The 8,281-nt window shown below is 76.0% G+C and carries 8 protein-coding genes; 3 read left to right on the forward strand and 5 right to left on the reverse strand.

Going from position 1 to position 8,281, the window contains the following annotated elements; genetic code table 11:
- Nucleotides 1–1,096 (forward strand): DUF6777 domain-containing protein (locus TR48_RS44015; protein ID WP_042374945.1); only part of this gene is annotated, 1,096 nt, incomplete at its 5' end.
- Nucleotides 1,097–1,103: 7 nt separating this feature from the next.
- Here TR48_RS44015 and TR48_RS44840 read toward each other — a convergent pair.
- From TR48_RS44840 to TR48_RS36615, 4 genes are all read right to left on the reverse strand, one after another.
- Nucleotides 1,104–1,997 carry an SRPBCC family protein gene (locus tag TR48_RS44840; RefSeq protein ID WP_042374946.1) on the reverse strand — a complete coding sequence of 298 codons (894 nt, stop codon included), beginning with the start codon at nt 1,995–1,997 and terminating at the stop codon, nt 1,104–1,106.
- Between the two features lie 21 nt (nt 1,998–2,018).
- On the reverse strand, nt 2,019–3,176 hold the full coding sequence (locus TR48_RS36605; RefSeq protein ID WP_042374947.1) for an XdhC family protein: 1,158 nt from the start codon (nt 3,174–3,176) through the stop codon (nt 2,019–2,021).
- A gap of 123 nt (nt 3,177–3,299) precedes the next feature.
- Nucleotides 3,300–4,271, reverse strand: a complete 972-nt coding sequence (locus TR48_RS36610) for an AAA family ATPase (RefSeq protein WP_042374948.1) — start codon at nt 4,269–4,271, stop codon at nt 3,300–3,302.
- A gap of 214 nt (nt 4,272–4,485) precedes the next feature.
- A complete protein-coding gene (locus tag TR48_RS36615; RefSeq protein ID WP_042374949.1) occupies nt 4,486–5,076 on the reverse strand; it encodes a hypothetical protein in 591 nt (196 codons plus the stop codon).
- Between the two features lie 62 nt (nt 5,077–5,138).
- On the opposite strand from TR48_RS36615, the gene TR48_RS36620 reads away from it, so the two are divergent.
- A complete protein-coding gene (locus TR48_RS36620) occupies nt 5,139–6,323 on the forward strand; it encodes a M48 family metalloprotease (protein WP_236652494.1) in 1,185 nt (394 codons plus the stop codon).
- Between the two features lie 558 nt (nt 6,324–6,881).
- Nucleotides 6,882–7,256 (forward strand): hypothetical protein, encoded by a 375-nt coding sequence (locus TR48_RS36625; protein ID WP_042374950.1) that lies wholly within the window; start codon nt 6,882–6,884, stop codon nt 7,254–7,256.
- Between the two features lie 99 nt (nt 7,257–7,355).
- Here the strand turns inward: TR48_RS36625 and TR48_RS36630 are convergent.
- A partial coding sequence (locus TR48_RS36630; RefSeq protein WP_439654527.1) for an urease accessory protein UreD occupies nt 7,356–8,281 on the reverse strand: 926 nt, incomplete at its 5' end.

Below are 8,281 nucleotides of genomic sequence, written 5' to 3' on the forward strand. Positions count from 1 at the left end.
GGCGGTGGCGCTCACCGTGGTCCTGCTCAACCGCCCCGCCAGCGCGCAGACGGTCATGCTGCAGCCGGCCGGGTCCAGCGGACCCGACCCCTTCACCCCTCCGGCGCACACCGCCGTGAGCGCCTCGCCCACGGCCACGGCCCCCCACTCCGCCGCGCCGGTACCGACTGGCGCGACCACCTCCAGCGCCAACGGCGTGCACACCGTGTCCGGGACGGCCGTGGGCCTCTACGGCGGCACCGAGCGCCTCTCCAGCTGCGACGTCCCGCAGATGTCCGCGTTCCTGCGGGCCAATCCGGCCAAGGGCGACGCGTGGGCCGGCGTCGAGGGGATCAGCCCGGGCCAGATCGACCCGTTCCTGCGCTCGCTGACGCCGGTGCTGCTGCGCACCGACACCAGGGTCACCAACCACGGCTTCGCGAACGGCGCGGCGACCTCCTTCCAGTCGGTCCTGCAGGCCGGGACCGCAGTCCTGGTCGACGCCAACGGCGCGCCGCGCGCCCGCTGCGCCTGCGGCAACCCCCTGCTGGCCCCCGTGGTGACCACGAGCAGCTCCTACACCGGGACGTCGTGGTCCACCTTCAACGCGCAGAACGTCACCGTGATCCTGCCGTCGGTGACGACGGTTCAGGTGTTCGTGCTGTACGACCCGATCACGGGCCAGTGGTTTCAGCGTCCTACGGGAAGCCGGGGCGGGACCGACGTGACGGTTCCTGCCCCGGTGATCGGGACGGGCGCGCCGAGCGGCTCCGCGAGCGCGTCGCCCAAGGGGTCGGCGACGGCGTCGAGCACGTGCCTGTCCGGCTCTCCCGCCGCGCCCGGTTCCGGCTCGCCGTTCGCGCCCGGCGGGGGCCAGGCTCAGCCCTGCCCGTCCGGGTCTTCGCCCACGCCCGCGAGTTCCAGCCCGACCAGCGGCTCGCCCTCGACGTCGGCCTCGCCGTCCCCCTCCGCTTCGGCATCGCCGTCCGCGTCGGTGTCGGCTCCGCCCTCGAACCCGTCGCCTTCCGCGGCGGGCACAGGCACCTCGACCGGCTCGGGCGGCGTCCCGTCGGCGTCTGGTCCGTTGACGGTCACCTCGGCCGCCACGCAGTCCTGACCACCGCTCAGCCCGCCGCCCGGCCGTCCGCGAGCCGGCGCCGGATCCGGCGGGCCAGCACGCTCAGCGCGGCCGCGACGAGCACGAACCCCGTCGCACGCCACAGCACCGGGAGCACGACGGGCCCGAAATCCAGCGGCTCGTCACTCCCGGCCTGCGGCACGGGCGCAACGCCGGCCACCCCCTCCGCGACGGGCGCCGGCGGCGCGGGTGGGGGAGCGGGGGCGAGCGGCTTGTCCGCTGCGGCCTCGGGCGCCTGGGTCGTCCCCCACGTCTCGGCCTGCCGCGCGGGCGGCGCGAGCCGCCGGGCGGGGGTGATTCTCTCGTCCGCCTCTGCCTGCGGCGCGCGGGCGACCGCCTCGTCCGGTCCGGCCTTCGGCGTTCCGGGCTCACGGGCCCAGGTCGGGTGCGGTGTGGTGTCCGGAGTCGGAGTCGGAGTCGGGGTCCCGGCGCGGGGCGCCGCGTCCGGGGCGGCTGCGGCCAGGAGGAGTGAGAGGCGGTCGGCGAACTCGGCGATGAGGCGGTCGCCGATGTCGGCCATGACGCCGCGGCCGAACTGGGCCGGACGGCCGGTGACGGTCAGGTCGGTGTCGACGTCGACCTCCGTCGTTCCCGGGGAGCGCTCGTGGGCCTCGACCACCAGCGTCGCCCGCGCGGTGCCGACGCCGCGCTGCTCGCGGCCGGTCGCGTGGACGACCATGCGGTGGTGCGCGTCGTCGCGCTCGTCGATGACGGCCCGGCCGCGGTAGGCGACGGTGACCGGGCCGACCTTGACGGTCATCGAGCCGTAGACGGTCTCGGCGTCCACGTGGTCGATCGCCGCGCCGGGCAGGCAGGGGGCGACGTCCTCGATCTCGCCGAGCGCGCGCCAGACCTCCTCGGCGGACGCGGGCACGGTCATGCCGTGGGTGCAGCCGCATGGTCAGCTCCTCGTGATCGCGGGCGCGTCCGCGCCGGGCCTGGCCTGCGGATCAGGGCCGTGCACGGCCCCGGTGGTCGCGGAGAGCGCGGCGCCCGTGCCGCCCCAGCGCGTCGAGACGATCTCCGCCGCGATCGAGACGGCCACCTCCTCCGGCGTACGCGCGCCGAGGTCGAGACCGATGGGCGCCCGCAGGCGGGCGAGCGACGCCTCGTCGACGCCCGCCTCGCGCAGCCGCGCGAGCCGGTCCTCGTGGGTGCGGCGGCTGCCCATGACGCCGATGTACGCCGCGGGCGTGCGCAGCGCCACTTCCAGGACCGGGACGTCGAACTTGGGGTCGTGGGTGAGCACGCAGATCACCGTGGAGCGGTCCACCTCCGTCGCGGCCAGGAAGCGGTGCGGCCAGTCGACGACCACCTCGACCTGCGGTGGGAAGCGCCGGGCCGTGGCGAAGACCGGGCGCGCGTCGCAGACCGTCACCCGGTAGCCGAGGAACGCCCCGAGGTCGGCGACGGCGGCGGCGAAGTCGATCGCGCCGAAGACGAGCAGGCGCGGCGGGGGCGCGAAGGACTGGAGGAAGACGGTGACCTGGTCCATCCGCCGCTCGCCGTCGGGGCCGTAGTGTCGCTGGGCGGTCATGCCCTGGGCCAGTTCGCCGCGCGCGTCGGCGGTGACGGCGGCGTCCAGGCCCTCGGACCCGAGGGAGCCCTCGGTCCGGTCCGGCCATACGGCACGGACCGCGCCGACGCCGGTCGCGGAGCCCTCGGGGGCCTCCAGGACGGTGGCCAGCGCCACGGGCGTCTCCTCGGCGACGGACGCGGCCACCGCGCCGAACGCGGGCTCCCGCGCGGCCGAGACCGGCCGGACCAGCAGGGTGATCTCGCCGCCGCAGGTCAGCCCGACGGCGAAGGCGTCGTCGTCGCTGTAGCCGAACGTCGCCAGCTGGGCCCGCCCGGTGCCGACGACCTCTTGGGCGAGTTCGAACACCGCGCCCTCGACGCAGCCGCCGGAGACGCTGCCGACCACCTCGTCGCCCGGCCCGACGGCCATGGCGGCGCCCGGCGCGCGCGGCGCGCTGCGGGTCACCCCGACCACCGTCGCCAGCCCGAACTCCGCGCCCGTCCCGTACCACCGCCGCAACGCGGGCAGGATCTCACGCATCAGCAGCTCCTCTCACCACGGCGGCCAGGTGCTCCGAGGCCGCGCGGCTGTGCCCCCCGACGAACACGTCCACGCTCGGCTGCGCGGCCGTCATGCCGGCCGCGGTCCTCTCGCAGGGCGGGCTCATGGCGCGCCGTCCGGCGCTCGGCCGCCCGGGGGCGCCTCGGCGGGCGACGCCGTCAGGTCGAGGGTGCGGGCCGCTTCGACGTCCTCGTGGCACCTGAGGACCGCGCCCAGCGTCGCCGTCGCCAGCTCGGCGTCCAGCGCTGTCGCGCCGAGCGCGTGCAGGGCTTCCGCCCAGTCCAGGGTCTCCGCGACGCCCGGCGGCTTGAGCAGGTCACGGGCGCGCAGCGCCCGGACGGCCCGGGTGACCTCGACGGCGAGGCGTTCGGTGACGTCCGGGAGGCGGCGACGGACGATCGCGACCTCGCGGGCGAAGTCGGGGTGGTCGAACCAGTGGTAGAGGCAGCGGCGCTTCAGCGCGTCGTGCACCTCGCGAGTGCGGTTGGACGTCAGCACGACCACCGGGGGCCGCTCGCCGCGCAGGGTGCCGAGCTCCGGGACGGTGACGGTCCACTCCGACAGCAGCTCCAGCAGCAGCGCCTCGAACTCCTCGTCCGCCCGGTCGACCTCGTCGACCAGCAGCACCGACGGCCAGGTGGTGAGTGCGCGCAGCAGCGGGCGGGCGATGAGGAAGCGCGGGCTGTGGAGCTGCCGCTCCAGCAGCTCGGTGTCGCCGACGCCGCCCGCCTCGGCGACCTTCAGGTGCAGCAGCTGCCGGGGGAAGTCCCAGTCGTAGAGCGCTTGGGTGACGTCGATGCCCTCGTAGCACCGCAGCCGGATCAGCGGTGCGTCCAGCGCGCGGGCGAGGGCCGAGGCCAGCGCGGTCTTGCCGGTGCCGGCCTCGCCCTCGCAGAAGACCGGCCGGTGCAGGCGCACCGCCAGAAAGCAGGCGACGGCGAGGTCCTCGTCCAGGAGGTAGCCGGTCTCCTCCAGCCGCGCCCGCAGCGCGTGCGGGCTGTCCGGCCGCGTCCGTTCCCGCGCGACGGCCGAGGCCTCGGCCGTGGACGCCCGCGCTCCTTCCGGTCGTCCCATCCGCCCCGCCTCAGGCCGTTCCAGCGGCGGCCATCACGTAGTCCATCCGCCCTCCTGACCGGGCGGGTCCTGCGACCCAGGGCCCGAAACGGCAGAAATCCAGCTACACCCCTACACTAGATCGCTTTCGCGCCGGACCGCCTGCGCTGCCGCCCCGGGTGTCGCCTGCGGACCGAGCACGACTCAAGGGCCGATCCCCCTGTCAGCCGTCCTGTCATTCGTCCTCGCTCTCCTCCTCCGCCCGCAGTTGCAACCGGAGCAGGTGGACGGTGAGCAGTGCCTGGGCGAGGAAGCCCTCGACGGAGTCGAGCGCCCGCACGGCCTGGCGGGCGCGGCCCTGGTCCACCGCGGCCTGCGCGGCCAGCAGGTCGGCCGCGCCCAGCGCGCACGCGGCCGCGCCGGCCACACCCGGCGGACCCGCCTCCTCCTCGTCGTCGTCCAGCTCCACGTCGCCGAGGTCGCCCACCTCGTCCGCGGTGTCCTCGCCGAGAGCCGCGCTGATGTCGAACGCGGTGCGCTGGAGACGGTTCACCAGGACCGCCCGGTAGACCTCCGGATTGTCGCTCTCGGTGCGCCAGCCGTCCTGCAGGTCGGACAGCGCGCTCGGCGGCTCGTCCGACGGGTCGACGACCGTGGCCACCTCGAACTCGACCCGGCCGAGCAGACCGCCCAGCAGCTCCGGCAGGTCGTCCTCGGTGGGGCCGTCAGGTCGGTACTCCGGGTCTGCGACGACCTCCTGGCCCAGCACCGACAGGGCGTGCACCACCTGGTCCACGGTGACGGGCGCGGGGTTGTGCAGGTCCATGACGGCTCCCTCGCGTGCGTGAGTGTGGTTCGTCGACTCCCGGTTCCCCCACACTAGGTCGCGTGGCAGCTCTGGAGGACGACTTCACCCCGGCCGAGATCGCGCGTTCCCGGGCCAGGAAACGGGAGACGGCGCCGCTGCGGTACGCCTCGATGCTGCTGGGACTCGCCGTGCCCGCGGTCCTCGGGTTCACCCCGCTGGGCGCGGGACTCGTTCGCGCGGCCGGGCGGCTGGGGGGCGGCGGCTGGGTCGCGACGGCCGCGCTCGGCGCGGTCGCTCTGCAACTGCTGTTGCTGCTGTTCGAACTGCCGCTGTCGCTGCGGGCGGAGGTCGTGAACCGCCGATGGGGCCTGTCGCGCCGGTCGTGGCGGCTGTTCGCCGCCGACGCGGGCAAGGGCTTCGCCATCGGCGCGGCGCTGTTCGCGGGCGTGGCCGTCGTGCTGTACGCGCTGATGCGGTGGCTGCCGGGGACGTGGTGGGTCCTCGGGGCGGTCGGCGCGGCCGCGCTGGTGGTCGCGCTGTCGTTCCTGCTGCCCGTGGTCGTCGAGCCGCTGTTCAACCGCTTCACCCCGCTGCCGGACGGTCCGCTGCGCGTCGCGCTGACGGCCATGGTCGAGGCTTCGGGCGTGCGGGTGCGCGACATCCTGGTCAGCGACGCCTCGAAGCGCACCAGCGCGGTCAACGCCTACGTCTCCGGCATCGGCCGCACCCGGCGCGTGGTGGTCTGGGACACCACCGTCGAACAGGCCGCCCCCGAGGAGGTCGCCGCCGTCGCCGCGCACGAGCTCGGCCACGCCGCGCGGCGCGACGTGCTCCACGGGACGCTGACCGGCGCGCTCGGCGCGGCCGCCGCCGTGTGCGTCCTCGCCGCTGCGCTGCGCTGGCCCCCGCTGCTGGACGCCGCCGGCGTCACCCACGCGTCCGACCCGCGCTCGCTCGCCCTGGTCATGGCCCTTGGCACGGTCGGCGGCGCGCTGGCCGGCCCCGTCTACAACGCGCGCAGCCGCCAGGTCGAGGCTCGGGCCGACGCCTACGCGCTGGACCTGACGCGCGCTCCGGAGACGGTCGTCGCGATGCAGCGTCGCCTCGCGGTCCTCAACATCGCCGACCTGGCACCGCATCCGCTGACCGTGGCCCTCTTCGCCAGCCACCCGCCCACCGCCGCCCGCATCGCCCACGCCCGCGCCTGGGCCCGCACCCACGGCCTCCCCGACCCCCCACGGCTCTCGCCGACAGGCGGTCAGTGAGCGAACTCCCGGTGCCGACGGCTGCGTTGTGCCCCGCTGATCCGGGCCCCGTGGGGTGCCGCACGGCCGGAGGCAGGGGATGCTGGGCGGCCCCGGGCCCCCGCCGCCGCCCGAGCCCGACTAGCTCCGCCGCGGTCACGCCCGGCATCAGCCCGCTGTCCTGCAGCATGGCCGCGATCCTGCCCTCCATGACGGCCTGCCGCGGGGCGCGCCCGGCGACGGTGACGCCGCCCGCGTCAGGCTGCAGCAGGCCCATCGGCATCGCCACGGTGGCGCGCTGCCCGGCGCCGTTCGCCCAGCAGAGCGACGGTCGCACCGCGCCCGATGTCGAGGCTCAGGGCGTCGACGGCGGTGAGCTCGCCGAAGCGCTTGGGTGCCCTGTCCAGGGCGAAGGCTGTCTCCGTGCCCCGATCGTGCGCCGGGACGCCCCGCACCGCCGTCGGGCGGCGGATGCGTCCCTGGGGCCCGGGGCTATGCCTTGGGATGTAGGCGGGCTACGCCCGGGATTCTCAGCTGTTTCTGAGGAGAGCGGCCGATCTGTCCCGTTATGGTGGGCCCATGGAAGAGAACCGAGCGCTTCGAGTCGTGGACGCGCTGCGGGAGCGGGGTGTCAACGCCCACCTGGCCCGCGAGGGCGTCTACCAGATCGGCGTCCGCGTGGTCCTGCCCGACGGACGCGAGGCCGTCTGGGACACCGACGACACCATCAGCCTCGAGGCGCAGGTCATGCGCGACGGCATGCTGGTCGGCTTCGTGCCCGCCATCGCCGGCTCGGAGGACTTCGACGTCGACCAGACCATCGACGCGATCGCCCGCGCCGACTACGACCAGCCCATCGCGGTGGAGCGCCCCACGGCTCCGCCGCCCACCGCGCCGCTGCCGCGCGAGGGTGGCCTCTTCCGCCGTTTCCTCGGCGGCTTCCGCGAGCACTGAGCGGCAGCCCCGCTGCCGCCCCGGATCGGAAGCCGCCGGTCTCACGCCGCACGGTCGTCGCGGGGGCGGCTTGCATCCACGCCTCGGCACGGCCCGGCGTCAGCCTGGCGCCTTGCCCTGGGCGAGCACCGCGCGGAGGGCCGCCACGTCCGGGGCCAGGGCGGTGAGAAGCGTCAGGCCGTGGCCGACGGGGAAGGCCGCTGTGTCGACAGCTGTTCCGGACGCCGCGTCAGGGGCCGGCGGGGGCTGGGCGCAGGGCCGTGTCGTGAGCAGCTGGCCCAGCGCGCGACGGCCGTCCAGGACGGCCGGGCCGTCCCAGCCCGGCGGAGCGCCGGCGCCGACGTCCGTCGACTGGTCGAGGACCAGCCGTCCGTCCTGGCGAACCGTCAGACGTGAGGTGAGGCGGCCCGGCGGCTCGCCGTGACGGCCGAGGACCTGCTCCTCGCGCAGGTGCAGGCGCGCGCCCGGGGCGAGACTGACGCGGGTCCACAGGCGCAGCGCGCTCCCGGCCGCGGCGATCACCGGCTCGGGCCGCCATACCAACTCGGCGTCGGCTGCCACCGTCAGCTCCAGCTCGTAAGACGCGGGCCCCGGGTCGCGCCCCGGCAGGCTCACCGTCGCTGCGGCGCTCGTGACCAGCAGCCGCGCGCCGGGCTCCACCACCGCCTCGACCCGCAGCCGGTCCCCGCCGAGCGGCGCGGCCATCGCGCCGACGAGGACGACGTGCGCCGCGCCGCCGTCGTCCGGGTGGCGGCTGCGGCGCAACGCCAGCGGGCCGTCCCCGACCAGCTCCCGCAGGGCGGTGTCACCCCGCCCATCCGCCGCCGCGCGAATCCGAGCGACGGCACTCAGGCGGCTCGTGCCGCCCGCGTCGGCCGGGCGGCTCACGCCCCCCATGCCGCTCGGGCCGGTCGGGTCGCTCGGGCCGGTCGGGTCGCCGAGGCCGCCCATGCCCCTCGCGCCGCCCACGCGACGCACGGCGCTCACGCCGGTCGGGCCGCCTAGGGCGCCCACACCGCCCGCAC

It is taken from the genome of Streptacidiphilus neutrinimicus (assembly GCF_000787815.1).
GTDB classification, from domain to species: Bacteria; Actinomycetota; Actinomycetes; order Streptomycetales; family Streptomycetaceae; genus Streptacidiphilus; species Streptacidiphilus neutrinimicus.